The organism is Robertkochia aurantiaca (genome assembly GCF_020166495.1).
Lineage (GTDB): Bacteria > Bacteroidota > Bacteroidia > Flavobacteriales > Flavobacteriaceae > Robertkochia > Robertkochia aurantiaca.
Genome location: NZ_JAINZS010000002.1, coordinates 284,670 through 311,030, shown reverse-complemented (window position 1 = coordinate 311,030; position 26,361 = coordinate 284,670). Strand labels below are relative to the sequence as shown.

The following is a 26,361-nucleotide window of genomic DNA, read 5'->3' as shown; positions in this document are numbered from 1 at the left end:
GGGGGCTTTATGCCCTCTTTTTATTGGTCTTTTCTTATATTTGTCTGTTTGCATACATGATCTATTAACCTAACAATTTATGAGCGAAGATCTTAATAAAAAACAATATTCGGCCGACAGTATTCAGGCACTGGAAGGAATGGAGCACGTACGTATGCGTCCTTCCATGTATATTGGTGATGTAGGAACCAGAGGATTGCACCATCTGGTATATGAGGTGGTCGATAACTCCATCGATGAAGCACTGGCCGGGCATTGTGATACCATTAGGGTAGTCATCAATGAGGATAATTCCATCACGGTCGAAGATAACGGTAGGGGTATACCTGTTGATATTCATAAAAAGGAAGGTATCTCAGCCCTTGAAGTGGTTATGACCAAGATCGGTGCCGGAGGTAAATTCGATAAGGATTCCTATAAGGTGTCAGGAGGATTGCACGGGGTAGGTGTATCCTGTGTGAATGCCCTTTCTGAAAGCCTTAAAGCCACGGTATACCGCGACAACAAGATCTACGAGCAGGAATACAAACGCGGAAAAACGCAGTATCCTGTCAAGGTCGTAGGCGAGACCGATCTGCGTGGTACACTGGTGACTTTCAAGCCTGACCCTGATATCTTTAAACAAACCCTTGAATATAATTACGATACCCTTGCGAGTCGTATGCGTGAACTGGCGTTCCTTAATAAAGGAATTACCATTACCCTGACCGACATGAGACATAAGGATGATGAAGGAAACTTCGTGTTTGAAAAGTTTCATTCTGAGGAAGGATTAAAGGAATTTATCCGTTTCCTCGATGGGAACAGGGAGCCTCTTATTGAAGATGTTATCTCGATGGAAGGAGAGAAGAACGATATCCCGGTCGAAGTGGCGATGGTTTATAATACTTCTTTTAATGAAAACCTTCATTCTTACGTAAACAATATCAATACTCACGAAGGAGGTACGCACCTTTCCGGATTCAGAAGAGGACTCACCACCACCCTGAAGAAATATGCCGATTCATCAGGCATGCTCGACAAACTAAAGTTCGAGATATCAGGAGATGATTTCCGTGAAGGACTAACAGCTATTGTGTCGGTTAAAGTGGCTGAGCCTCAATTCGAAGGACAGACCAAGACCAAGCTGGGTAACCGTGAGGTTACTTCGGCCGTTTCACAGGCTGTTTCTGAAATGCTGGAGATCTATCTTGAAGAACATCCTAACGATGCCAAATCGATCGTTCAAAAAGTGATCCTGGCAGCCCAGGCTCGTCACGCGGCCCGAAAGGCACGTGAAATGGTACAGCGTAAAACGGTGATGAGTGGAGCCGGACTACCCGGTAAACTTTCCGATTGTTCCGAGCAGGATCCGGAAAAATGTGAAGTATTCCTCGTCGAGGGTGACTCGGCAGGTGGTACGGCCAAACAGGGAAGAGACCGGAATTTTCAGGCGATCCTTCCGCTTCGCGGTAAGATCCTGAACGTTGAAAAGGCCATGTCGCATAAGGTATTCGAGAACGAAGAGATCCGAAATATTTTTACGGCACTTGGTGTGACCATCGGTACCGAAGAAGACAGTAAAGCACTAAACCTTGAAAAACTGCGCTATCATAAGATCGTGATCATGTGTGATGCCGACGTCGATGGTTCGCATATTGCTACCCTGATCCTGACCTTCTTCTTCCGCTATATGAAAGAACTGATCGAGAACGGTTATGTCTATATTGCCACCCCACCATTGTATTTGGTGAAAAAGGGGAATAAGAAATCATATGCCTGGAACGACAAGGAGCGTGATGCACTGGTTAAAGAGTACGGTGGAAATGCGGGCGTACAGCGTTATAAGGGTCTCGGTGAGATGAACGCTGAACAGCTTTGGGATACCACTATGAACCCTGAGTTCAGAACTTTGAGGCAGGTGACCATTGATAACGGAAGTGAAGCAGACCGTATTTTCTCTATGCTAATGGGAGATGAGGTGCCGCCGAGAAGGGAGTTTATTGAAAAGAACGCTATCTATGCCAATATCGATGCCTAAGAGCATTTGAAAATATTTTTTTAATATTGCGATAAAACTCACGTATTCCGTGAGTTTTATTTTTATAACCCAATCTTAAAATCATGAAAAAAATGCTACTTGCCCTTGCTGCAGGGCTGTTCTTCAGCAGTATGTATGCTCAAAATGACTTTAATGTGATACTCGCGGCCGGTGTGGAAGATGCCGAGCGATTCGCCGATGATTACATGGCTCCCGGCACCAATGGCCTGATGTACAGTATGAATAATGGCTGGTTTAATTCGGCAGAAGTAAAACCCTTTCTTGGGTTCGAGGTATCTGTTATCGCTAACGGGGCCCTGGTTTCTGATGACAAAAAGTCTTTTGCACTGAATGAGGCAAACTATGAGAACGTACGGTTTGCCCAGGGACCTTCTGTTCAGAACGTCGCCACTGCTTTGGGGGAGAATGTTCCCGATATTGATGTGGTACTTACCTATGACGATCCGATCTTTGGCGGACAGGAAGTGGAGATCACTCTTCCCAACGGTTTAGGTGATGCAGCTTCGCTGATCCCTTCAGCAGTTATTCAGGCAGGGGTAGGTGTGATAAAGGCAACTGAACTTAAGTTTCGCTTTATCCCTAAGATCACATATGATGAGGTAAGTACCGAACTATACGGTTTTGGTCTTCAGCACGAATTTACCGAATGGCTTCCGGCAGATAAGCTCTGGCCTGTAGCCATATCAGGGCTTGTTGGTTATACCCGCCTCAACGGCTCTTATAATTTCACCGAATCTTCTGGTATCGAAGGAGAGAACCAGCGGGTAGAGAACAATACCTCGACATGGGCATTCCAGATGATTGGTTCCACCCGTCTTCCGGTTATCAACTTCTATGGGTCACTGGGGTATCTCACCGGTACTTCAGAATCAGACATACTGGGAACCTATATCGTTACCGATGGTCTGCTGACCACTGAAGAGATCACCGACCCATTTTCTGTTGACAGTGAAGTGAGCGGGGTTCGGGCCACCCTTGGTACGCGTTTAAAACTAGGTGTATTCAGGTTTAATGCTGATTATACCTTTGCTGAATACGATACCTTTTCAGTAGGATTGCATCTCGGGTTCAGGTAAAAGGTTTTTGTCTGCATGTTACCATAACATCACATTAAAACTGATCCCGAAACTTAAGAATTCAAAATCTAACGGGGCTGTCTGTGTTTCATAGACAGCCTCTCCATTTTCTGTAAGTTGCGTTAAAAGGGTAATATCCGCCTTTGGAATCGTTTTGGTGTACTCTGTAAATATGCCTACCCCCATTCTTTTATTGAAGGTTTTGGTGAGCATAAGGCCCCCGATGAATGAAAAATCGTTGCCTTCTTCCACATCGGCGAATAGCAGATCAGTCTGATTCTCGGTATCAACGATAAAACTGGCTTCTGTAGATCGCGCATACCCGAATAGGGCTTTAGCGTTCAACAAAAGGGTGTTGCTGAAGGGATACCCGAAATAAGGGCCCGCGGCAAGGGTGGTCACCCCTATGGCTGTAGATTCCACATTTGTGGCAGCAATGGGAAGAGGGGCGCTCTCCCTGAGCGGAAAACTTGCAAAGGAAAGCGTGGCTCCTGCGCCGAGGTAACGATTGAACATATAAGCTCCGTCAAGGTTTATCTGGAAACCATCGTCGCCAAAAATCAACCTTCCCGGTCCGGTGAGTTCGCTGAGGAGGTTGGCATATCCCAGCTTGGAGCTGAAAAATGAAGGCTTGTCATAATTGGGGTCTCTGGCAGTTACTTCCACCTCATTCACCCCGTAATCATTAAAGATCAGGTCAGATAGATAATATCCCAGTTCTGTTAGTCCAATTCCAAATCCCGCACCGGCCACTGTATCAGAAAACCAGTGTCGATTATTCAGTTGTCTCATTGCTCCTACGGTAACCGCAACTGTGTATCCGGCGATACTTATATATGGGTTTTTATATCCGTATTCCTTGTGCAGCATATGGGCCGCCATAAAAGCCGTTGCGGTGTGACCTGAGGGCCATGAGTTATCAGCTGACTCATCGGGTCTGTCGATGTTTATAATCGATTTCAGCCCTTGGATACCTGCCAGCATGACCACCCCGGTCGTGGCAAAATTCAGCGAGTAACGGCCAACAGAATGGCGCCCTTCGTATCCCAGCAGGTTCATCGTGTAGATAGCTGCGATAGGTGCATATTGAATATAGTCATCGAGAGGATCCTCAAAATTAGGCTGGTATCTGGTTCTTACGTTGTTGAAGTTTTCATTCACAGGTATTAGCAGGGCGCCAGCGGTAATAAGACTTCCTGAGATGATAAGGGAAGACCCGGTGCTTTTTTTGTTCCATTCTTCGTAGCTGACCTGGTCAACCGAAGTTTCGACACCTAGCAGGTTAAGTTTTGGAGTTTGATAATTGGTAGTTTCAACCTCAGAGTTTTTAAGTAAGGAGTAGACGGGGAGTTCTGTAGACCACTTGTTCGTTGAGAAGTCAGGTTCTCTTACCTGGCTGAAAAGCACCTGAGAAATGATGGTGCAAAATAGGATCATTCGAATCAATTTGCCGGTATTTTTTTTATCATTTTTCATCGGTGAAACTTTTATAACAGGGGCAAGATATGCTCCTTACCCCTGTTAGTTTCTTTAATTACTGGCAGTTTTTACTGTTATCTTTTCAGCTTTGGGAGCTTCCCAATGTTCAACTTTATCAAGGTCCGGTTCATAGAGTCTTAGTATAACATCTATGCCGTAATCGCCGCGATTTAACGGCAGCCAATTTTCATCGGGAACCCCTTCAGGTTGTTCAGCTGAGATGTAGACTTCAATTCCTCCTTGATCGTTCAGTTTCATTCCTGCATTTTCGCCCACACTGTACTTTTTGCGGTCATTGGGCAGGAAAAAGCCGTTTGCTGTATCGTACAGGGTCAATGACCAGAAGGCCTTGGCAGGAGGCAGTTCGTCTTTTTTCATACGAATAACGTAGTCGTTCTGAGCATTCATGGGCTTCCCATCCGTTGTGCCTATCATGGGATAAATGGCCTCCTGTGCCGGCTGACCGATCGGGCCTACCACAGACTGCATTAACAGTACTTCAAGGTTGATCTTTCCTTTAGGTTGGAACATTTCTCTCATGCTGCCCATTTGTGCCGCCTTGGCCATCTCTTCTGCTGCCACACGTTCAGCCACCAGTCGAAATCGCTTACCGTCGATTTGGGCCATTCGGGAGGCATCATAAGGTTTACCGGGAATAACTCCCAGGGGCTCGTATATCTCCAGCAGTCTTTGGTCGAGTTCATTGTTTTTATCGAAAGAGGTGTGATTGAAGACAAATTGCATCACCTCCAGGAGGTTGTTCTCAAAAATATCATAGTCTGTCTTTCCCACTTCAGGAGCATCGATATCAGACTCGGGAAGTGGCTCCTTTCCCTGATATTCTGATAGAGTTAAGAGATTAACAGATTTAATTTGATCCATGATGACCTTGAAGCGCTCTGGGTTATTCATATGTGGCATGACCCTGAATATGGCTGTTACAAAATCACCGCTGGCTTCGAAATAATGATCGATGCCCTCGATCTTAGTGCCTTTTTGATAATCAGGGCTTCTTTCTGAGTACAATAAGATCTTTTCGGGTTCTTTAAAATTATTCTGGCGGGTAGACAGGGGGATGTTTACATAATGATCGTACCCCGTTACCATTAGCGATACGTACTTTGAATCAAAGGCAGGCATCTCTATCACAGCAGCCTCCTGCTGAAGGTTGAGAGCACATATAATGTAGAAAGAATCATTGTTGGGTCTGGCAATCAGCTTTAAGGTGTGGTCTTTTAAGGTGGTATCAATAGCTATGGTGTTCCATCCACCGTTTTGTATAGCTGATTTGTTGTTGACATTGTACATGGCAACATACTGATAAGAGTGTTTGACGATTTCTTCGACCTGCTGGTCTGTAATTTGTTGATCCGTTTGAGAATAACCCGGCAGTAGCAGTAACAGACTACATATGCTTACCAAATTCCTTAATGTTTTCATGATCATGCGGTTTTATAGTGAATGAATTTCTTTTTCTGATTGAGACTTCTTTCAACAGGTCTTCCTGACGTAATTATAAAAGACCACATAGCATTATGGGTTAAAACGCGGGCGACGGGGGCGGTAATTTGTCATTACACCCCAAAGAGTAGGGGTTTAGCAGTGATCAGTAGGGAGGCTTTCAAGGAATTAATACAATCAAAATGCTTCGGTACACCTTATAAACTTAAGGTGTTGTCAATTATTCTGTCTAATCCCTTTATGAGTGAATAAAGTTCGTTGTTAAGTATCTGATTATATATGATTTATGTCAGGTTTTGCATGGTCTCGGGCTGTAAAAATTGCCAGTGAAATGAAGACTTGAAGCGGCTTATTTCTTAAAAATCGTCTTGTCGTTGAATCAAGGCTGGAGACGGTACAGATAATCGGGTTGATGAAGCTACTGATTGTGTTAAAATTAGTAGCTTTGTGTTTTCTTACAATTAATCTAAAAAAAACCGATATTTTCTATGAAAGTAACAGTAGTTGGGGCCGGTGCAGTGGGTGCAAGCTGCGCTGAATACATCGCCATAAAAGACTTTGCATCTGAAGTGGTATTGTTAGACATCAAAGAAGGGGTGGCAGAAGGGAAAGCAATGGACCTGATGCAAACCGCCTCTCTGAACGGTTTTGATACCAGGATCACCGGAACCACCAATGATTATTCAAAGACGGCAGGTAGTGATATTGCTGTGATCACCAGTGGAATTCCGAGAAAACCGGGCATGACCCGTGAAGAACTGATCGGGATCAACGCAGGGATCGTTAAAGATGTTTCTTCCAACCTGTTAAAGCATTCTCCTGATGCTATTATCATCGTGGTAAGTAACCCGATGGATACCATGACCTACCTGGTTCATAAGACCACAGATATTCCTAAGAACAGGATTATCGGTATGGGTGGTGCTCTTGACAGTGCCCGTTTTAAATACCGACTTGCTGAAGCTTTGGAAGCGCCTATCTCTGATGTTGACGGGATGGTGATCGGAGGTCACAGCGATACGGGAATGCTTCCGCTGACCCGTTTGGCAACCCGCAACAGCGTGCCTGTTTCCGAATTCATCAGTGAGGAACGTCTTGAGCAGGTAAAAGAAGACACCAAAGTAGGAGGGGCCACCCTTACCAAACTTTTAGGTACCAGCGCATGGTATGCTCCCGGAGCAGCCGTTTCAGGTCTGGTACAAGCCATAGCCTGCGACCAGAAAAAGATTTTCCCTTGTTCAACTATGCTTGACGGGGAATACGGGATGAGCGATATCTGTATCGGAGTTCCGGTTGTTTTGGGGAAAAATGGGATCGAAAAGATCGTTGAGATCGAACTCGATCAGAGTGAAAAAGAGAAGTTGAAAGAAAGCGCCGAAGGCGTATCCAAAACGAACGGACTACTGGAGCTCTAAGCTCATTTTTCAGATTCTGAATGCACGTGAATCCCGCTGTTTTAAAGAAAGCAGCGGGATTTTTGCTGTTTTCTGATCTTGCCCAAAAAATTATTGTCAGTTCATCCCGTAAAACTTATATTTGCCCGTTATTAAAATTGACCTATTAAATAAATAAAGATGCAGAACAAAGGACTTATCAGACTTTTTGCTATTTTATTTGGGATCGTAAGTATCTATCAGCTGTCCTTCACTTTTGTTGCCAACAAGGTGGAGAGCGATGCTGAAAATTTTGCCCTGAACAAAATCACAGAAGTTGAAGAAGACTATGTAGCAAAGCGTGAAGAGGCCGAGGCAAGATATCTTGACTCGATCGGAAACGAAGAGGTGTATAACCTCGGGATCAGCAGCTACACCTATGAAGAGGTAAAAGAAAAGGAACTGAACAAAGGTCTCGACCTGAAAGGGGGGATCAACGTGATCCTTCAGATCTCTGTGAAGGACATCCTTCGCGGACTGGCCAATGACTCCAAAGACCCGGTTTTCAACCAGGCGCTGGCACGTGCTGATGAGGCCGCCAAGAACAGCCAGGAAGATTACCTGGAGCTTTTCTTCCAGGAGTTTGAAGCTGTAAGTAACGGTTCCACCAAACTTGCATCTCCTGATATCTTCGCCAATAAAACCCTGAGCGAAGAGATCAATTTCCAAATGTCTGATGAGCAGGTTCAGCCCATAATCAGAAGAAAGATCGATGAGTCGATCATTTCTGCGTTTGAGGTTCTGCGTAAGCGTATCGATAAGTTTGGAGTTACCCAACCTAATATTCAGCGTCTGGGAACTTCAGGGCGTATCCTGGTTGAACTGCCAGGGGCGAAAGATATCGAGCGTGTTAAGAAACTACTGCAAAGTACAGCCCAACTGGAGTTCTGGGAAACCTACAAGGCCGATCAGCTCACTCCATTTCTGGTAGCTGCCAATAATAAACTGGCTGATATCACTGAGGCTCAAGGTGACCAGGCTGAAGAAGAAGCTCCGGCTTCTGAGATCGATTCGCTGCTTTCTGATGCTGCCCAGGATTCTCTGGAGATTGCCAATCAGAGAAATCCGCTTTTCGAACTGATGGTAAGCGGTGGCTTCCAGGGATCTCCTGTGATTGCCAGCGTTGCTGTTAAAGATACCGCCCAATTCAGAGAATATCTGAACATGCCGGCAGTTCAGCAATTATTGCCTGCCAATCTTCAGTACGTAGAGTTTGCATGGGGTATCCCTGCCAAGAATTCAGATGTGGTAGAGCTTTATGCGCTGAAAGGAAATCGCGATGATGAGCCGGCCATGAACGGTGATGTGATCACCGATGCCGCTCAGAGCTTCGATATGGGAGGTCGTCCTTCTGTATCCATGCAAATGAACACAAGAGGAGCCAAGCTGTGGGAAGACCTCACAGGGAAAGCTTTCCTTGAGCAAGGAAATATCGCCATCGTTCTTGATAATGTGGTTTACTCTGCTCCCGGCGTTTCACAAGGGCCTATCTCAGGAGGTAATTCTGAGATCTCGGGTAATTTCACCCTGGAAGAGGCCGATGACCTTGCTAACGTACTGCGTGCAGGTAAACTTCCTGCTTCAGCAGACATCATACAATCAGAAGTGGTTGGTCCGTCACTCGGACAGGAAGCTATAGACAGTGGAATCATGTCTTTCCTGATCGCTATGGTACTGGTACTGATCTGGATGGTATTCTATTACGGAAAAGCAGGTATCTATGCAGATATCGCCCTGGTGTTCAATATACTTTTGATCTTTGGGGTGCTTTCAGGACTTGGAGCCGTGCTTACCCTGCCCGGAATTGCGGGTATCGTTCTTACGATCGGTATGTCGGTCGATGCGAACGTGCTGATCTTTGAGAGGGTTCGTGAAGAGCTTGAAAAAGGAAAAGGACAAATTCAGTCTATTCAGGATGGTTTCAGCAATGCGCTGTCGTCAATTCTGGATGCTAACATTACTACCGGTCTTACGGCGATTATTCTCCTTTTATTCGGAACCGGTCCTATTCAAGGATTCGCCACTACCTTATTGATAGGTATTGCCACCTCATTGTTCACCGCTATTTTCGTTACCCGATTGCTGATCGAATGGTATGTGAAAAGCGGGAAGCGTTCTCTTGATTTCTCTACAGGAATCACCAAGAACCTGTTTAAGAACCTGAGCATAGACTTCCTTTCAAAACGCAAAATGGCCTACATCATTTCAGGAGCCTTGCTGCTGATCTCACTTGGATCACTGTTTACGAAGGGTCTTGATGGCGGTGTTGATTTCGTGGGAGGTCGTTCGTACACCGTACGTTTTGTAGATCCGGTTAATCCTTCTGAGATCGCTGCTGATCTGAACGAAGCTTTTGGAAGTGCAGAGGTTAAAACTTTCGGAGATGCTAACCAGGTGAAAATCACCACCAAATATAAGGTTGATGTTGAAGGAGCTGAAGTAGACACTGAGATCCAGAATATGCTCTTTACCGAACTGCAGGAGTATCTTCCTGATGGTATCACCTATGAAGAGTTCATCATCGGAAGTGAAGAAGCGAAGGTTGGTATTCTCCAGTCTATAAAGGTTGGTCCTACCATTGCCGATGATATCAAGAAGAATGCGATTTGGGCGATCATCGGATCACTGCTTGTCGTATTCCTTTATATCCTGTTGCGATTCAGAAAGTGGCAGTTCTCACTGGGAGCGGTTGCCGCCGTATTCCACGATATCGTGATCGTACTGGGTATCTTCTCACTGACTTCTAAGATCATGCCGTTTAACATGGAGATCGATCAGGCGTTCATCGCTGCGATCCTTACCGTAATCGGTTACTCGCTGAACGATACCGTGGTTGTGTTTGACCGTATCAGGGAAGTAATTCAGGAAAAAGGCTGGAGAGCAGGAATAAATGTGAACTATGCCCTGAACAGTACCCTGAGCCGTACGCTGAACACCTCACTGACCACTTTGGTGGTACTGCTGAGTATTTTCATCTTCGGAGGTGAATCCCTGCGTGGATTCATGTTCGCTATGATCATCGGTGTTATCGTAGGTACTTATTCATCGCTGTTTATCGCTACACCTGTGATGTTCGATACACTTAAAGAAAAAGGTGAGAAAAAGAAAAAGGCTGTTGAGGCGTAATTTTTCTGATCTTATATGATATAAAAACAGCCCGGGTTTTTCCCGGGCTTTTTTTTGTTATGAGGTTATGAGGTTATGAGGTTATGGGGTTATGGGGTTATGGAGTTAAAGAGTTATGGGGTTATACAGTTATGCAGTCCTGCCTGCCGGCAGGCAGGTATGCAGTGATACGGGGAATTTATGCTAACGGCTAACAGCTAAGAGTGAACGGTTTTTTCTGGGAAAAGAATCGGCATTTCTTCACCTCTTCACCAACTCACCTTTAAAGTCATCCAGAGTCCCGAAGCCTCGGGACGAAGGATCTTACCTTCGTTTTATACTACCGTCAGAAGTAGAAAGGAATGGAGATATTCAGGGATGCAGATAAATTCACTTAAACAGAAATCCCTTCTGCTCCTCCTTCCAGGGGGAGCTGGCCGAAGGCCTGAGGGGGTATTCAATGTTTTATTAGTAGAATCTATTCAGTGAGCTCCTTACCATCGGCAAGACGGGTTGGTTCTAGTCTAAAGGATTGTACTGCTGTTATTCGCTTTTATTTGTCGTCCAGATTACCTGCTTTCCTGTCTGCCTGTCTACCTGTCTACCTGCTTACCTGTCTACCTGCTTACCTGTCTACCTGCTTACCTGTCTACCTGCTTACCTGTCTACCTGTCTACCTGTCTACCTGTCTACCTGCTTACCTGTCTACCTGCTTACCTGTCTGGCCTACCTATCAAACTCAAACCCGATACTATCACCCTTCTGCAGGTTCCAGCGATCGCTCAGGCCGGCATTCACCTCCAAAACATATTGGGAAGGAGCGCCCGAGGGCAGGCTTTTCTCATTGAGTGGTTCTGCATTCCTGATGATGCTTACCAGTTTCTGATCAGCATCGAAATAGATAATATCAAGGGGGAATTCGGTATCCTTCATATAGAAAAAGCGTTCCTGGCTGTCGGGAAAGATAAAGAGCATTCCCTGTTCATTTTTCATGGAGTACCGGTACATAAGCCCGGTAGAACGCTCGTATTCGTCGTCTGAGATCTCGATGGCCAGATCTTTGACGATCAGGCTGTCGTTACGCCAGATGCTCAGTAATCCATCCTGTTCAAAAGGAATTTCCTCAGGAGCAGTCCTTGAGGGATGACTGGTCTTTTCCTTGCAGGATACGGTTAGTAAAGTCAAAATCGCTATTCCGCAGAGAAAGAGCTTATGCATGAGAAACCTTTTTGGTGTTACGGTACATGAAGTAAAATCCGGCAATAATGAAAGGGATACTCAGCCATTGCCCGGTAGTGAACAAGCCCAGGGCCGATTCGAAACCTCCCTGTGAACGCTTGAAGAATTCAGCGATGAAACGCACGGTCCATAACAATACCAGGAAGAGTCCGAAAATGTAACCCAGACGGTCTTTTTTATCTGTTTTCCAGTATACCTGCCATAGCACGATAAAGACTATGATATAGCCGAAAGCTTCATATAACTGAGCGGGATGACGGGGGAAGGTTTCACCCAGTCTTGAAAAGATGACTCCGTAATCGCTGTTGGTGGGTTTTCCAACAATTTCAGAATTGAAGAAATTTCCGAGACGAACAAATATGCCACCAAAGGCTACAGGAATCACGATTCTGTCCAGGATCCACAGTACCGGTTTTTCAACCACCCTGCGGCTGTAGAGATACATGGCGATGATGATACCGATTGCTGCCCCGTGACTGGCGAGTCCCTGGAATCCTGTGAAGCGGAATTCAGGAGAGAATTCAAAGGGAAGGAAGACGCTGAGCGGGTCGCTCAAAAACACTTCGGGTTCGTAAAAAATGAAATGCCCCAGCCGTGCTCCGATCAGGGTCGCCACTACTGTATAGATAAAAAGCGGATCGAGCTTTTCTTCTGAAATGCCTTCATTGTTATATATGCGCTTCATGATATACCATCCGGCTGAAAATGCCACGATGAACATAAGGCTGTAATACCGCAGAGGAAAAGATCCGATGTGAAATAAAACGCCATCTGAATCCCAGGTGATGCTAAGTAGGTGCATAGTTCGTGAATTTGGAGTAAATATAGCTAATTGTTGGGAACCTGAGTAGCCCGATGGTTGGGAGAAGCAGGCTAATAAAAAAACACCATCCGGATGGGATGGTGTCTGTTATGAGGAGTACAAGAGTTTTACTCCTTGTTTTGAGCGGTTACCGCCTTTGATTCTTCTTCTCTGACCTGTTCGGTGAACTCGGTAAATGCTTTTCCGTATTTGGTATTCAGTACCTCAGGGCTAAGAACTGATTTTATACTGTCCAGGTACTTCTGGCTCAGGTTGGGTGTTTCGCTCAGAACCAGATATGGAACCACGGGTGATTCCTGGTTGTTGAACATGAAATTCAGCGTATAGAGTACTGACCTCTTATTATTTCGTGCGATGGCATCGTCAAGTGAGTCCATCACTTCTTCACGCCCGTCTTTAAGAGCATTCAGCCGTTCGGCGACCAGGTCGAGATTTTTTGCCTTAAACTGATCGGCGATCTTTTGATATTCACTGTAGGTGTCCTGGGTTTTCGAGCCTTCGATCTTTGCCTCAGGAGCGAAGTAATCGTGAGAAGTTGTAATGGTGATGTTTCCCGGCTCTCCAAAGAATTCCAGCATATCGTTGGCATCGTTCCCGTCATTCTTATCGAGATACAGATAGAACAGTTCAGGTCCTTCAACCTGTGCTGAAAAACTGAAATTGGCATCTCCTTCTATCTTCAGGCTGTCAAGGGTGACCATGGCTGTATCTTCATATTTCTGGAAATACAACATTCCTTTTTTAAGGCCTTCTATGTTTCCGTTCACGGTCATATTCTGGTTGTCTCCCTTTGAGCAGGAAGCCACGGTGGCCAGGCATACCAGGGCAAAAATCAATCTTTTCATCATTCTCAATTTAGCAGGGCAAATATGCATATTTCTTTGTTATAAAGCTAGAGTTTGGAGGCTATTTCCATAAGGTAGGCACAGAACAGCGCCGCGTAGGTTCCCACGGCGTATCCGAATACTGCCAGCAAAACCCCAACCGTTGCCAGTGAAGGGTGAAAAGCCGCCGCTACCACCGGGGCAGAGGCTGCGCCACCTACATTGGCCTGGCTTCCTACAGCCAGGAAAAAGTAAGGAGCTTTGATGAGTTTGGCTACCAGGATTAACAGCAGGGCATGTATGGTGATCCAAACCAGTCCGATAAGCAATAGTCCCGGGTTTTCGAAAACCTTGGCCAGGTCCATTTTCATACCGATGGTGGCCACCAGCACGTAAATAAAGAGGGAGCCGATCTTACTGGCACCGGCACCTTCATAGTTCTTAGCTTTGGTAAAAGACAAACCTATACCGATGAGGGTGGCGATGGTGATCATCCAGAAAAATTGTGATCCAAACGAGGAGAGTGCATTTTTCTGGTCGCGTATAGCGGCGAAGTTTTCACTGAGAAATGCCGATATCCCATCTGCTCCCCAGTGAGCCAGTCCGACCGCACCAAAGGCAATAGCCAGCATGATGATCAGGTCGCCCAGTGTCGGGTTACGGGTCACTTTATCGGTAAAGGCGATTACTTTTTTCTTGAGGGTTTCTATAGCCGTAGCATCGGCTTTAAGCCAGCTGTCGATCTTCTCGTTCTTTCCGATACCGAGCAGAACGATAGCCATCCAGATATTGGCGACGACGATATCGACCAGGACCATGCCTCCGTATTTATCAGGATTGTATTGAAATATTTCGAGCATTGCTGCCTGGTTGGCCCCGCCTCCGATCCAGCTACCGGCTATGGTTGCCAGACCTCTCCAGATCGCATCGAACCCTACACCGCCCAGAGTTTCAGGTGAAACAATAGATACCAGAATCATGGCCACCGGTCCGCCTATCACGATTCCCAGGGTTCCGGTGAAGAACATGATCAGCGCTTTTGGACCAAGATTAAAAACCGATTTCAGATCGATACTTAAGGTCATCAATACCAGGGATGCTGGTAACAAATATCGGCTCGCCACGAAATACAGGTTGGAGATCTCGTCAGAGATGATCCCAAGGGAGGTGAATACCGCCGGTAGCATATAACACATAAGCAGTACGGGTACTACTTTGTAAAATTTGCTCCAGAACCCTGATTTGAATTGGGAGGTATAAAATACGAATCCCAGGCATGCCATTAGAATGCCCAGTACAATGGTGTCGTTGGTAAAGATTGGAGTTTCCTGCATGGATTAGATTTTGCGGCAAAATACAAAAACCCGAAAAAAATCACTGACCGCTCAGCAAGATTTCCCGGGTTCCTTGTAAGATTTTTTACAGCCTGAGGCTGAAAATTATATTATCCCTTCAGCCAGGCCTCTCGTAAGGCTTTTTGCTCCTGTGTAGCATCAGGGTCTTCCCGGAGGATATCGACCGTGACAGTTGGCTGACTGATCGTACCGCTCACTTCAACGGTTTCACCGTCTCTTAAGACCACCATTTCAATAGGATCACCTTCCTGCCAGCCCATGGAAGCTACTACTAACTGTTGCGCAGAATCAAGGTTGTATTCGGTTCCGTTGATTGATTGAATTACGTCGCCTCCCTGAATTCCAAGTTCAGTAAGTAATGAATTTAAAGGGATGTCGCGGAAGAAGATCTCTTTGCTTTGAGGATTCGCATCTATAAACGGAGTTTGCTGATCCCTGAAAAGCACGGCCGTAGTGATGGTATCTGTACCCATTTGAAGACCTGCCTTAGTGAAGTAGGTGTTGTAATCGATAGGCTCCGTTCCTTCGACATGGGTAGTCAGGAAATCGGCTACCTCAGGATAGGTGAGCGAGGTGATCTTTGGTATCAGTTCATCGTCTGCGAAAGGCTGGTCTTTACCGTAGAATGCCGAAAGCTCTTTCATTAGCCACAGAATGCCTTTCTCTCCTTGGCTTTGTTCCCGTATGATCAGATCGATACACATGCCAATCAGCGCTCCTTTTTCATACACATTGGCATAGTTCTCCTTGTAGGGAGGCATCAGTATGTTTTCACTCATCTCGGTAAACGACATTTCGTCGTTGTAGCGGCGTGAATTTTCAATCTTTCTCAGAATTCGGTCGTAAAATGCCTGGTTATCGATAAGCCCCTGGTTGACCTGAAACAGGTTGGCAAAGTACTCGGTCACTCCTTCATACATCCATAGGTGTTTTGACATCTTTGGATTGTTGTAATCGAAAAAGTGAATCTCTTCAGCATGAATAGACAGCGGTGTCACAATATGAAAGAACTCGTGAGATACCACGTCTGTCATGGTTTCCAGAAGCATGGGTTCCGGCATGGATTCCGGAAGGACTACCGTGGTGGAGGTGTGATGTTCAAGTGCTCCGAAACCGGTTGGAGAGGTTTCTTCCATATCGCTGAAGAACAAGAGTATCTGGTAAGTGTCTGTAGTATTGAGATCACCCAGAAACTTTTTCTGCGCGGCCATCATTTTTTCCATTTCATCACTGATGCTGGCAGCTGAATATGCCTGATTAGGAGAAAATACCGAAAGCGTGACCTGTATGTCATTCACCAGAAAGGTTTCAGTATCCGGCTTTGCATACATGACCGGGTTGTCGGTTACTTCGAAATATCTTTCAGCATAAAAGGTATCGACGCCGGCAGATGCTTTTTCAGGGGTCATTTCGGTCAGGGAGGTAGTCACTTCTAATGACTCAGGGTGTACAAAGGTTATCTCGTAGGGTCTTTGATCCAGTCCTGAAAAATAACCTACAAACATGTGCAGATTCAGGAAGTAATTTTCTCCTGCCTCAATATTCGAGCCCGCAGGGGAGAATACCGGCTCTTCGACCTCACCTTCGGTGTCAAAAGTGTCATTCACGAGATATTCAAGGTAATCAACCTCTGTGGCGTTGGTAAGTTCCCAGGTGTTGGTGTCTGTTTTATTGACAGTTACTTCACTGCCTGAATAATCAAAGGCTTTAAGGTTTTCGACATATTTTCCGTAGTCGTCATTGGAATAGGTTCCCGGAACGGTGCGAGGAATATAATAATTGATGGTCTCCTCGGTAAATCGACCCGGATCTATCCGTACTTTGACCATATCATTTTCTACATTAACGAGGTCGATGTCTGCCTCAACTACGCGGTTTACAGCCAGATCATCGAGTTTAGGTCCGCATGATAACAACAGTGCGCATGCACTGATTAATAAAATTTTCTTCATTTGATTCTGTTGGGTTTGTTGCAATTTAAGGGTTTCCTTTAAAAAATGATGCCAGATAACGACCAACGCCATCTTCCTTATGATGGGTGGTCACAGCATTGGCTACGGCCTTTACTTCGTCGCGTGCATTGGCTACAGCTACTCCATGCCCTACCGCACCAATCATTTCAACGTCGTTGTAGTTGTCTCCAAAGGCCATGATCTGTTGAAGTGAAGTGCCGGGCCGGAGCTGTTCGGCCAGCAGTTTGATTCCGGTTAGCTTAGAGACCGATTTATCGGCGATTTCTATATAGGTGTCTTTAGACCTGTACAGGTGCAGGTCATCGTTAAATCGCTCCTTTAAAAACTTGAAAATGCGGTCGATGGCAGCTGCATCTCCCATACACATGATCTTATGAGCTCCTTTTTTCTCATCTTGCCATTTTGAGAGGGTTTCGCTGTTTGAGAGGACCTCAGGGGTGACCCTGGTATTGTTGATCTCTCTTTCTGCCCATCGGTCCATTTGCGGAACATACCATTCATCGTGATGGTAGAGGCTGATATGTACGGGTTCAGTTTGACGATGATTAAAATCAGTGAGTTCCTGAACGGGTTCCAGGGGTATTTCTTTACTGTGCAGAACCCGGTCTTGGTGAAGCACAAGAGCTCCGTTATATGCGATCAAACCGTATCGTGCCACATTCAGATCCCGGCTGAAGCCAGCCATCTGACGGGGCATTCTGGCCGATACCAGAACAAAAGGAATGCGATCTGTAAGTTCAAGAATCTGTTTCCGGGTAAATTCTGAGATCTCCCTGTTCTCGTCGAGCAGAGTACCGTCTATGTCTGAAAATATAATTCTGTAATCCATAATTATGGGTCTTTCTTTATATATAACCATTCATTCCCGTCTTTTCGTACGATCAGGCCGACAATATTTCCGTTCTCATCGCTTTCAAACCGCAGGCTCTGCAAAATCTTTTTGGTAAAGAATTCATCATTTCCTGAATAAAACAAGGCTCGGCGCTCCTGCAGATCATCAGCGTATAATTGCCCTTCCTCCAGGGTGACGGAGTATTCCAGCTGATAGCCATCATTAACATAGGTGCCTGTGAACTTTTCAAGTTCTTTTGTTCCCCTGGTTTCGGTTTTTGTGGAAATGAATGTACCTTGATTTTCCTTCAATAAATACAGTCCCAGGTCACTGAGGTCATTGCGACCTGAGTTGCACATAATCACCACCACCCGTGCGTGTTTCCTGTCAATAGCCAGGAAAGACCTGAATCCTTCGGTGACGCCCGACTGGTAAAGCACTCCCGGCTCACTTATAAGCCAGCCCAAGGCTGCATCCTGTCTGCCCGGTATACCTACGGCCGGAGCAATGCTTAATGAAACTGCTTTGGTGATCTTACTTGAATCCCTGAGTATGGTTTTGCCCATTTGAAGGAGATCATTGACCGAGGCACTGAGGCCCAGGGCGGGCGTGAAGATCCCGTACAGGTTCTTTTTTACTGCTCCGTGTTCGCTGTAACCTGTGGCCCGTTGCGCCTTTCCTCCATCAATAGAAGCAACCATATCTTGCAGTTCCAGAGGAACCAGGACCTTGTCTTTCAGCAGATTTTTAAAACCCTTTTCATATTCCTGGCTGAGAGCTTCGCCCAGAACGGCAAACCCCAGTTCTGAATACCGAAAGTTCTTTCCGATTGAGAGCGGTTTATAGGAAGCCAGAAACGACAATAATTCTTTTTTACCGAAATTGAGAAAGAGAGAGTCACCGGTTACTTCTCCACGCCATGGGTACCTTGGCAGGCCTGAAGTATGGGTAGCCAGGTGCTTTAAGGTGATCGATTCTCCCTTTGCATTGATGAGTTCGATGCTGTCAGGATAAAAGCTATGAACCGGTTCCTGCAATACCAGTTCCTCCTCCTGAGCCATTACAGCCAGTAAAAGACCGGTCATTACCTGACTTATTCCACCAGCCTGGTACAAGGTGTGTCGGGTGGTTACATTTCGTAAGATGGTGTCGCGAAACCCATAGTTGAAAAAATGGTCACCAAAGGCATCATGCAGGGCAACAGAGATCCCCGGATACATTCCGAATTTGACGCGACGCTTTATTTCTTCTTCGATTTCCTGAGGGATCTGTGCCATTACGGATATCGAGAAGAAGATTAAAAAAAATTGCAAGAGAAGGCGGGAAGGCGACATGAATGTTGTTAACGAAAAAATAATGTCGGTAAAGGTAAAAAAAGTGCAGTCAATTACGTGATTAGCACATTATTTTCTTTCTTTACCACAGAAATATTCCTTATAAACAATACAAAAATGAAGTATATAGTTTTCCTCATGCTGTCGGTATTCAGTTTTAACCAGATCAATGCAGGTTTTTCAGTAAAAAGTGATTCAGATTGGGGCCGTAACGGTCATCGTATTGTCGGGGAAATTGCCTCCCGGCACCTTGACAGAAGGGCGGCCAAAAAGATAGACGCCCTGCTTGATGGTGCCAGCCTGGCCAAGGTTTCCACCTATGCAGATGAGATCAAGTCAGATGATCGTTATAATGAATTTTATCCGTGGCACTATGTGAATTATCCACTCGACGCCGAATATATTAAAGCGGAGGCAGCCAGCGAAGGAGACCTGTACCAGGGTATCGACAGGTGTATCGAAATTCTGAAGAATCCGGCAAGCAGTAAAGAAGATAAGGTGTTTTACCTCAAAATGCTGGTACATTTGGTTGGTGACCTGCATCAGCCTTTGCATCTTGGCCGCTCAGAAGATAAAGGCGGTAATGATATTCAGGTAAGGTGGTTCGGTGACGGAGCCAACCTGCATAGCGTTTGGGATACCCGTATGATCGAACAGTACGGGATGAGCTATTCTGAACTGGCAGATAACCTTCCTGTGCTGGGTGAGAATGAGAAAAAGGTGATCATGCAGGGAGATCATTACCTTTGGGGTTCACAAATGAGAGAACTCACCGCAATGGCTTATAATTCCGCAGAACCCGGAGAAAAACTGGGGTATGAATATATGTATAATCACTTCGGAACCGTACAGGATCAGTTACAGAAGGCCGGGTTGAGACTGGCTGCCATTCTCAACGATATCTTTTAGCGCTTGGAGATCCGGTTTCCTGATATGTGTTTTTGGCGGGAACAGCGAAACCTGTCTGTAGTGCCGGATCTCAGCATACGGTGTTTGGTGGCTCTGCCCTGAACGCGTTTTCTCCATCGTCTGAAGCTCCCGGGCTTCAGATTGCGGCGCATAAAGGTGATTACATCTTTTTCGTCCAGTCCGAACTGCATTTCAATAGCATCGAAAGGTGTGCGGTCTTCCCATGCCATTTCAATGATCCGGTCTGCTTCTCTTTCTGTGAGGGTATGGAATATTTCTTTTTTCATAGCAGTACAAAAATACAAATTCAGATCTCGTAGGGAGAATACTGTTTCCGAAACTCGTTGGGGGTCATCTTGTTTTTCTTTTTAAAAGCCTTCGATAAATGACTCTCATCTGTAAAACCTACCTGGTGTGCTATTTCTGAAATACTGCTGTTGGTGTATTTTAACCTGAATTCGGTAACCATGAGTTTGTAATTGAGAATATACTGTCGGATGGTTTCGCCGGTTTCTTTTTTGAAGAACGAATTGATGTAATTCGGTGACATATGAAACTTATCAGCCAGGTGTTCGATCTTCATCCGTTCGGTATCGTAGATATTCTGACGAATATACGAGAGCACCTCGTCAGCCTTATTGATATATACCGTGGGCTCTACACCTTTTTCCAAAGCGTAGTTCTTGATGATATTTCTGGCGATGATACTGAGTATGGTCGAAATATTGTTGCTGATGATGTTCATGTGAAACTCCTGCTCTTCAATATGCTCTTTACATAGAAGGTCTTTAGTGAGCCAGACGATCTTCAGGTCGTCGGGATCTTTAACGGCTACTCCGGGCAACAGATTAGGGTGGTGTAAAATATGTTCAATATGCCGTAACCAGTAGCTGCGGTCGGGAAGAGAAGATTTTCCTGAAAAGAAAAGTTCGGTAAACCTGATCAGCGTAACAGTGGTAGGGGTTAAAACTTCCCCGAAATGTTCATCTTCAGGAGCCAGCAGAAAAACATCTCTCTTTTTGTAAGGCACTCTGGCATTGTTTATTATATGAAAACCTTCACCTTTTTCTATAAATACCAGTTCGAAGAAGTTCTGTTTGTGTTCAGGTATCTCTTCGCCGGGCTCCAGGTCAATCTTTTTGACGATGTACGTTTCATGTAAATTAAGTCTGAACATGCGTTTTCGTTTTTAGTAACAGGCAGGGTGTCATCTGAAGACCGGGGCTGGAAAGGATTTTGTTCTCTGAATAAGGGCTTTGTGAACAAAATTGATGTCAGGTTCGTCAACGCGGTAAATTAATCATTCTTTTTTACAACTGCCAGTTCCTCCCTCTCATTTATCTTTGCATGAATTGATAGTCAAGAGATTAATGCGTGTTCGCCCCGATAAAATACTGACCTGGTCATGCCTGTTATTTGGCTTGGTGTTATTGGTAAGCGGGTTGTATTCATCACTTAATTATGCCGATTATCACCTGAAGGTGATGCAGGTTTATAAGCAGGCGGAGATTTTTGATTATCAGATGTTCTTTTTTATCATTTCGATGCTGCCATTCGTAAAGGTTTTTACCGGTATTATGGTAATATTGGGTTTACGGGAAAAAACACTGCTGTATCTCAGCTTTGCCTATTTTCTGATCAGCGCCTATATATACCTTGACGGATGGGATACGCCCGAAATGATCATTCACTTTTTTATAGCCCTGGCAGCAGTGTTGCTGGCGCAACAGTTCAGATATCACAAGAGATTATCATATAGAACGCTATTAAATGTGCCTACGACTGGTGAGAAGAAACGTTAGCACCCTAAACTAACGTTTTGATCGCCTGCTATGTTCATTTGATTTTAAGTTGGTTGGTAAAAGGCCGCATTCGTGCGGCCTTTTCTTACTTCAAAGAGACCAATGGTAAAGTATCTTCGACAAAATGCTAATTTTCACAAAATCAGAGGATTGTCTTAACAGTCGGTTTCTGATTATAGTTGAGTATTTATCTCAATTTGTAATCGATTAATTTCTATATAATTGATTAACAGCGCTTTAGAGTGTTAAAATTAATCGAAATATGGCAAAAATATTTGGTCAATTATGCCTGCATAGTATCTTTGTCACCGGATTTGAAAATAAACCGTTGAACGATAAAAAGTTACGGTTCATCTTAAAAGCCAAAGCGTTCATTTACAAGATACAACTTGACCTATTGCTAAAACAGTATTACTGACCCTAACAGAGATGCTGTTAATGATTAAGGATCAGGAAAGAGTGAGGCTCTGAAAGCCTTGCTCTTTTTTTGAGCCTGATTGAAGTTGAAATGCATTTTTATTCGATATATAACTCAAAAATGAGTTTGGCACGATAGTTGAAATATTATGCATGCATAACAAAATGTTCTTAGATATACTGATAATGAAGCAAATAGAGCAAGAGTACAGATGGCTCTGCATAAAAATATAACTGATCCTGTTTGGACAAGTGGATGCTTTCAGCCCCTCATAATTGAAAGCGTTATATGATTTTCGATTGATTTTGATTTTTTAAGTTGGTTGGTTAATAATGCGGGCCGCCTTTCCGGTGGCCCCTTTATAATCCTCTATAGAATCGAACATAAACAGGATACAGATAAAGCATATAGCTTAACCTATGTTAATGACGGCATGGCTTCCCGCCCCTAAAAGTGAAGCCTGCCATAAGATTGATTGATTTTTTAAGTTGGTTGGTTACTAATGTGGGCCGCCTCCCCGGTGGCCCCTTTATACCGCTTTGATCAGATCGGTCATACAGAAAAAATATAAAGCTTAACCTATGTTAAAGAGGGCATGGCTTCCCGCTCCTAAAAGAGAAGCCTGCCAGAAGATTGATTGATTTTTGATTTTTTAAGTTGGTTGGTTACTAATGTGGGCCGCCTCCCCGGTGGCCCCTTTATACCGCTTTAATCAAATCGGTCATACAGAAAAAATATAAAGCTTAACCTATGTTAATGAGGGCATGGCTTCCCGCCCCTAAAAGTGAAGCCTGCCATAAGATTGATTGATTTTTGATTTTTTAAGTTGGTTGGTTACTAATGTGGGCCGCCTTCCCGGTGGCCCCTTTATACCGCTTTGATCAGATCGGTCATACAGAAAAAATATAAAGCTTAACCTATGTTAATGAGGGCATGGCTTCCCGCCCCTAAAAGAGAAGCCTGCCAGAAGATTGATTGATTTTTGATTTTTTAAGTTGGTTGGTTACTAATGCGGGCCGCCTCCCCGGTGGCCCCTTTATACCGCTTTGATCAGATCGGTCATACAGAAAAAATATAAAGCTTAACCTATGTTAATGAGGGCATGGCTTCCCGTCCCTAAAAGAGAAGCCTGCCAGAAGATTGATTGATTTTTGATTTTTTAAGTTGGTTGGTTAATAATGCGGGCCGCCTTTCCGGTGGTCCCTTTATACCACTTCAATCGAATCGATCAGCAAAGGTTTAAGGTAAAATATAATGCTCACCTGGTAATGCAGATACTTTCGCTTCTTAATGAAGCAGTCAGGCTACAGGCTGAGATGACAAAGATTTTTTTGGTTGGTTGGTTATGAACAAAGGCCGTTACTAATAGTGATGGTCTTTGTTTTTTAAACAAAGCGGAGGGTGTCTTCGCGTTTTAACCCGGAGCCCTATAGTACAAACCATTCGCAGATAATTACAGGGTCCGGTGCCCAGTTGATATAACTTCATTCATGTATGAACGGAAATAAGAGAATAAGCCACCACCGGATGATGGTTATTATTAGTGTTCAAAAGGAGTCTCAGGACTCCTTTTTTTTTGTTTGTAATCAGATAAGAGCGGCATCAGGCGACATCATTCCTGTACACTTTTGTTTCTTAATACGTCTCCTTAAAAAATAGTCATATATCTGTTTTACAAAGTGTTAGGTGTGTTTTTAAACAATTCTTCCCTGTTTTTATACAAGTTTCAGGCAGCCCTTTCTCAGTATCTTTGCCTGCGTAGACGTAATCATATTGGGTTTACCTGTTTCAGAAAGGACGAAAGGTCCTGGCAGGAGTTTAGATCCAAATAGATTTGGTTTTTTGATTTTTCATAATTTTGGTTGGTTGCAAGAGGTCGTTCTTAACGGCCTCTTTTCTTTTGGTCCTATATAAAAACGGCAAAAATATGCCGGTTTTTTATTGCTTTGAATACAACAAAAGCAGTACTTTTGCACCGCTTTTTTGAGGTCGTAATTTCATATACGGTTTTTACGACGATACATGTTTAAGCGAATAGCAGATAGCCATGTATCTTCATTATTGCATTGATTTTCATATTTGAGTTAGTTGGTTTGGTGGTCGCATCCTGTAAAATGGATGCGACTTTTTTATTTGATGATGCGGAAGGTCAGGTTTACGCGGGCTTCTTTATTTTTTTTGGTCTTGGGTAATTGATGTTGCCAATATTCCTGGGTCTTTCCCTTCATCAATAACAGGCTGCCATGACCCAGTTGAAGGCGGTATTTTTTTTCTTTATACAGCTTATGCCTGAAATGAAAAATTCTTTCTGCGCCGAGACTAAGGGAGGCTATTACCGGTTCAAGGCCCAGTTCGGGTTCATCATCAGAATGCCAACCCATACTGTCATTTCCATGGCGATACAGGTTGAGTAAGCAGGTCGTAAATTCTTCATTGCAAAAGAGGTCAATTCTATCTTTCAGCTGCTCAAACCCGGCAGGAAAGGGGAGGGGGTGCATCTTTATATTGGAATAGGTATAGGTTTTCTCATTATTTCCGTAGAGCGCAGTAAGCCTCGGCTGAAGCATGGTTTTCCCGAAAAGGGTGATCTCATCCTGTCGCCATTCAGTCTCATGCAGAAAATACCCCAGGTAATGATCAGCCTCTTTTTTTGAAAGGAATTCTGGTATATAGTAAATCTCCGATTGCTGTAACGGTAATCTTTCTGCCGGGATGTTTTTATTGATTTTCACTGTTGCTGATCACCTTTTTAAATTCGTTTCTGTAGGCCGAAGGAGATTTTCCGGTAAAGGCCTTAAATGATTTATTAAAATGAGAAAAGTTGTTAAAACCACTTTCATAGCATATCTCGGTGATGCTCATGGGTTTTTCAGCCAGCAGGGTTGAGGCATGTACTAACCGGTATTCGTTGACGAAGTTTGTAAAGGTCTTCCCGGTCATTTTTTTGAAATACCTGCAAAAGGAAGGAACAGTCATTCCGGCTATATCTGATATTTCATCCAGGCTGATAGATTCTTTGAAATTTGTTCGCACGTGGTTGAAAATAGTGTTGATACGGTCATTATCCTGAATCTCCGCCTGAATATGAAATCCTCCGGCATTCAGAATCTGGTATTCCTCCGATAGCTGCAGTGTATTCAGTATTTCGAGTATACCGATAAAACGTTCGAAGCCGGGCTTCTGCTGTAGTAGTTGTATTTTTTCGCCCACCTTTCTTTTGGTCACCCCGGTAAAAGCCAGTCCGCTCTTAGATCGTTCGAACAGATATCTTATATTTTTCATTTCCGGTCTGTTGATGAGGTCTTCTCCAAGAAAATCAGGTGGCAGCTGTACGACGGTTTCGTTTTTATTACCCGTGTATTTATCTGTGAACCCACAATGCGGTAGATTGGAACCTATCATGATCAGATCTCCATCGGTGAAATAAGATATATGACTACCGATTTGTCGCTTCCCTGAACCACCATTTATGTAAACCAGCTCCACCTCCGGGTGGAAATGCCAGTTTCGGGCATTGTCATTCTTGTTCTTATCATAGGTCATCAATGAAAAAGAACTGCCGAATGAAGGCTGTATAAGCTCTAATGTCGGTTTCTTATTCTGCATATTTCCTTCTGCTGCCATTTCCCGTAAAATTACTCCTTTGAGTTCAATCAAAGATATTGAAATTTACCTTTGACATTTACTATTTTAACCTAAAACGTTGTAGTAGTTTCTGATTATGATAATATAGCACATAAATCAGCAAATAGTCTGGAAGCATCAGGAGACCTCTTCCCTTAGCTTTGTATTGTAATTGAAGTTTAACCATTTAAACTAGAAAAAGATGAAAAGAATTGTAAAAAACAGTATGCTGATCACCGCTCTGTTCGGAGTAGTATCAGCTTTTGCAGGAAATGTAACAGGCAACACGATTTCCGACTCCCTATATAACGCAGAGGCCAAGGTGATGAATGCGGTTTCCAACCCGGGAACTGAAGAGCTTCATCGCCCGTTTTTCAGAGAGGCAGGGGAGACCGTGAGTATCAATATGCTGAGCCTTGATGCGAGTCCGGTAATTGTTGCCGTCTACAGCGAAAGCGGAAAGTTGATCTTTAAAGAAAACCTGAAGGCCGGGCAAAGTCTCGGGAGAATTTATGATTTCTCAGATGCAGCCAAAGGCACCTATACTATAGAGGTGGCTTATAAGGGCAATGTATTCGAAAGAAAAATTCGTATTTAAAGGCGAATAGTTTTAGATAGTTAGTTAGGAAAGGC

General features: G+C 44.4%; 20 protein-coding genes. 7 read left to right on the top strand and 13 right to left on the bottom strand.

All coding sequences use genetic code 11. From position 1 onward, the window contains the following. The first annotated feature begins 79 nt into the window (after positions 1-79). Both gyrB and K7R10_RS03820 read left to right on the top strand, forming a co-directional pair. Positions 80-2,020, top strand: a complete 1,941-nt coding sequence (gene gyrB, locus K7R10_RS03825) for a DNA topoisomerase (ATP-hydrolyzing) subunit B (RefSeq protein WP_224483360.1) — start codon at positions 80-82, stop codon at positions 2,018-2,020. 83 nt (positions 2,021-2,103) lie between these two features. Further along, entirely contained in the window at positions 2,104-3,117 is a 1,014-nt protein-coding gene (locus K7R10_RS03820; protein WP_224483359.1) for a DUF6588 family protein, read from the top strand. A gap of 18 nt (positions 3,118-3,135) precedes the next feature. Here K7R10_RS03820 and K7R10_RS03815 read toward each other — a convergent pair whose 3' ends face one another. Further along, positions 3,136-4,554, bottom strand: coding sequence for a phosphatase PAP2 family protein (locus tag K7R10_RS03815; RefSeq protein ID WP_224483358.1), 1,419 nt, complete (start codon positions 4,552-4,554; stop codon positions 3,136-3,138). 93 nt (positions 4,555-4,647) lie between these two features. Further along, the gene (locus tag K7R10_RS03810) at positions 4,648-6,036 is read right to left on the bottom strand and encodes a DUF1214 domain-containing protein (protein WP_224483357.1); all 1,389 of its coding nucleotides are present in this window, start codon (positions 6,034-6,036) and stop codon (positions 4,648-4,650) included. 509 nt (positions 6,037-6,545) lie between these two features. Here K7R10_RS03810 and mdh point away from each other — a divergent pair. Then, complete coding sequence (gene mdh, locus K7R10_RS03805; RefSeq protein WP_224483356.1) at positions 6,546-7,472, top strand: malate dehydrogenase; 927 nt, start codon at positions 6,546-6,548, stop codon at positions 7,470-7,472. Between the two features lie 159 nt (positions 7,473-7,631). After that, positions 7,632-10,616 carry a protein translocase subunit SecDF gene (secDF, locus tag K7R10_RS03800; RefSeq protein WP_224483355.1) on the top strand — a complete coding sequence of 995 codons (2,985 nt, stop codon included), beginning with the start codon at positions 7,632-7,634 and terminating at the stop codon, positions 10,614-10,616. 705 nt (positions 10,617-11,321) lie between these two features. On the opposite strand, the gene K7R10_RS03795 is transcribed toward secDF, so the two are convergent. The 7 genes from K7R10_RS03795 to K7R10_RS03765 form a co-directional block, all read right to left on the bottom strand. Next, positions 11,322-11,813, bottom strand: coding sequence for a DUF192 domain-containing protein (locus K7R10_RS03795; RefSeq protein ID WP_224483354.1), 492 nt, complete (start codon positions 11,811-11,813; stop codon positions 11,322-11,324). Beyond that, positions 11,806-12,636: a prolipoprotein diacylglyceryl transferase gene (gene lgt / locus K7R10_RS03790; protein WP_224483353.1), complete on the bottom strand. Its 831-nt coding sequence runs from the start codon at positions 12,634-12,636 to the stop codon at positions 11,806-11,808. The genes K7R10_RS03795 and lgt overlap by 8 nt, the downstream gene beginning before the upstream one ends. Before the next feature lie 128 nt (positions 12,637-12,764). Beyond that, positions 12,765-13,502, bottom strand: coding sequence for a DUF4369 domain-containing protein (locus tag K7R10_RS03785; RefSeq protein WP_224483352.1), 738 nt, complete (start codon positions 13,500-13,502; stop codon positions 12,765-12,767). Positions 13,503-13,549: 47 nt separating this feature from the next. Further along, positions 13,550-14,815 (bottom strand): DUF819 family protein, encoded by a 1,266-nt coding sequence (locus K7R10_RS03780; protein WP_224483351.1) that lies wholly within the window; start codon positions 14,813-14,815, stop codon positions 13,550-13,552. A gap of 110 nt (positions 14,816-14,925) precedes the next feature. Then, complete coding sequence (locus tag K7R10_RS03775) at positions 14,926-16,788, bottom strand: M61 family metallopeptidase (protein WP_224483350.1); 1,863 nt, start codon at positions 16,786-16,788, stop codon at positions 14,926-14,928. Positions 16,789-16,813: 25 nt separating this feature from the next. Next, positions 16,814-17,638 (bottom strand): HAD family hydrolase, encoded by an 825-nt coding sequence (locus tag K7R10_RS03770; protein ID WP_224483349.1) that lies wholly within the window; start codon positions 17,636-17,638, stop codon positions 16,814-16,816. A 2-nt stretch (positions 17,639-17,640) separates the two neighbouring features. Next, positions 17,641-18,918, bottom strand: coding sequence for a serine hydrolase domain-containing protein (locus K7R10_RS03765; protein ID WP_224483348.1), 1,278 nt, complete (start codon positions 18,916-18,918; stop codon positions 17,641-17,643). 174 nt (positions 18,919-19,092) lie between these two features. Here K7R10_RS03765 and K7R10_RS03760 point away from each other — a divergent pair, with 174 nt between their 5' ends. Further along, positions 19,093-19,884 (top strand): S1/P1 nuclease, encoded by a 792-nt coding sequence (locus tag K7R10_RS03760; protein WP_224483347.1) that lies wholly within the window; start codon positions 19,093-19,095, stop codon positions 19,882-19,884. Here K7R10_RS03760 and K7R10_RS03755 read toward each other — a convergent pair. Continuing rightward, entirely contained in the window at positions 19,881-20,171 is a 291-nt protein-coding gene (locus tag K7R10_RS03755) for a TIGR03643 family protein (RefSeq protein ID WP_224483346.1), read from the bottom strand. The two genes, K7R10_RS03760 and K7R10_RS03755, sit on opposite strands and share 4 nt — an antisense overlap. 20 nt (positions 20,172-20,191) lie before the next feature. Then, the gene (locus K7R10_RS03750; protein ID WP_224483345.1) at positions 20,192-21,061 is read right to left on the bottom strand and encodes an AraC family transcriptional regulator; all 870 of its coding nucleotides are present in this window, start codon (positions 21,059-21,061) and stop codon (positions 20,192-20,194) included. Positions 21,062-21,254: 193 nt separating this feature from the next. Between K7R10_RS03750 and K7R10_RS03745 the strand changes: the two genes are divergently transcribed. Then, a complete protein-coding gene (locus K7R10_RS03745; RefSeq protein WP_224483344.1) occupies positions 21,255-21,686 on the top strand; it encodes a hypothetical protein in 432 nt (143 codons plus the stop codon). A gap of 2,547 nt (positions 21,687-24,233) precedes the next feature. On the opposite strand, the gene K7R10_RS03740 is transcribed toward K7R10_RS03745, so the two are convergent. Beyond that, entirely contained in the window at positions 24,234-24,836 is a 603-nt protein-coding gene (locus K7R10_RS03740; RefSeq protein ID WP_224483343.1) for an alpha-ketoglutarate-dependent dioxygenase AlkB family protein, read from the bottom strand. Continuing rightward, complete coding sequence (locus K7R10_RS03735) at positions 24,823-25,710, bottom strand: AraC family transcriptional regulator (RefSeq protein ID WP_224483638.1); 888 nt, start codon at positions 25,708-25,710, stop codon at positions 24,823-24,825. The genes K7R10_RS03740 and K7R10_RS03735 overlap by 14 nt, the downstream gene beginning before the upstream one ends. A gap of 220 nt (positions 25,711-25,930) precedes the next feature. Between K7R10_RS03735 and K7R10_RS03730 the strand changes: the two genes are divergently transcribed. Continuing rightward, positions 25,931-26,326: a T9SS type A sorting domain-containing protein gene (locus tag K7R10_RS03730; protein ID WP_224483342.1), complete on the top strand. Its 396-nt coding sequence runs from the start codon at positions 25,931-25,933 to the stop codon at positions 26,324-26,326. Positions 26,327-26,361: the final 35 nt, after the last annotated feature.